The sequence below is a fragment of the Sphaerisporangium sp. NPDC049003 genome, assembly GCF_043197795.1.
Classification (GTDB): domain Bacteria; phylum Actinomycetota; class Actinomycetes; order Streptosporangiales; family Streptosporangiaceae; genus Sphaerisporangium.
Genome location: NZ_JBICTU010000083.1, coordinates 1 through 1,475 on the forward strand (window position 1 = coordinate 1; position 1,475 = coordinate 1,475).

Sequence of the window (1,475 nt, forward strand, 5' to 3'; positions counted from 1 at the left end):
GTGCTGCGGGCCGGTGATCACGCCGGTCATCAGGTGGTCGATGAACTGGTGCTACAGGCGCCGTTGGTGCTGGACGCCGACGCGGCGGTGGACCTCCAGCTCATCGTCGAACCAACGCGGAACGACCGATGCGCCTTCAGCGTTCACTCACGACCCCACCGCACCGACCGGGAAGGACAGAACACCTGGACGCTACACGCGACCGGGTACCTGTCCCCGGACGCCGCTGCCTCGCCTGCGACAGCCGAGTGGCATTCGTGGCCGCCGCCGGGCGCGCACGCCGTCGAGGTGGACGGTCTGTATGAGCGGCTGGCCACCCGCGGTTACCAGTACGGTCCCGCCTTTCAGGCCCTGAGCGCGATCTGGCGTCAAGGTGAGAACCTCTACGCCGAAATCCAGCTTCCCGAAAGCCTGGACCCCGATGGCCACACCATCCATCCCGCCCTCCTCGACGCAGCACTTCACCCCCTCCTTCTCATCACGACCACCGACACAAGCAGCGACAGTGTGCCGATGCCGTTCGCCTTGTCGGGGATCAGACTCCACGCCACTCATGCCACCAAGCTCCGGGTACGCATCACGACCGTCGACGCCGACACCATCAGCGTCAGCGCCACGGATCCCGCGGACGGGCCCGTCATCACCATCGAGACTCTCACTCTCCGCTCCAGCGACACAGGCACGCTGAACAGTGCTCCTGCCGGGGTCTCCGATGTCAGCTCGAATCTGTTCCAGCTCTCCTGGGCAGCGGACACCAGGCCCGTGCCGGCGGATGTCGCGGAACGACGGCTGCCCCGCTGCGCTGTGCTGGCCGAGCAGGACCCGGAGCGAGCGATCGAGGTGGCCACAGCGATCGGCGGCGTTCCCGTCCATCGGGACCTGACCGCGCTGATCGACGAACCGAGCTCGATCGGCACAGAGGATCCAGCGCTGGTCATCTGGCTTCCCCCTCTCGTCGACCACGGCCGTGTCGACGTCCCGGAGGCTGTTCACGCCGTCACCGAGCAAGCTCTGAAGCAGCTGCACGCATGGATTGACGATCCTCGGCTGGCTGACACCCGCCTGATCGTTCTCACTCACCACGCCGTAACGACGGGTCCTTTGGACGGATCGCCCGATCTTGCTCAGGCCGCTGTGTGGGGGCTGGTTCGCACTGCCCAGAACGAATATCCCCATCGTTTCGCGCTACTGGACACCGATCACCACGAAGCTTCCTGTCAGCAGATTCGGCACCTGCTCACCCGTCACCTCCTGGAGGATGGGGAAGGCCAGTTCGCCCTTCGCCAGGGTGTCGTCCACACGCCCCGCCTCGCCCGGGTCCAGTCAGACGACCTTCTGCTTCTTCCGGATGCCGCCTCCTGGCGGCTGGACACCGCGGGCAAGGGCACGCTCGCCAATCTCGTGCTCACCGCCGGCCCGGACCCCGTTCCCGGAGCCACGACCGCGGACATCGCGGGCCCAGGTCCTGAGCCGGT

General features: G+C 66.8%; 1 protein-coding gene. It reads left to right on the top strand.

Annotation, left to right across the window (positions count from 1 at the left end):
* On the top strand, window positions 1-1,475 hold a 1,475-nt coding region (locus ACGFIV_RS36265; RefSeq protein WP_392839614.1), incomplete at both ends, for a polyketide synthase dehydratase domain-containing protein.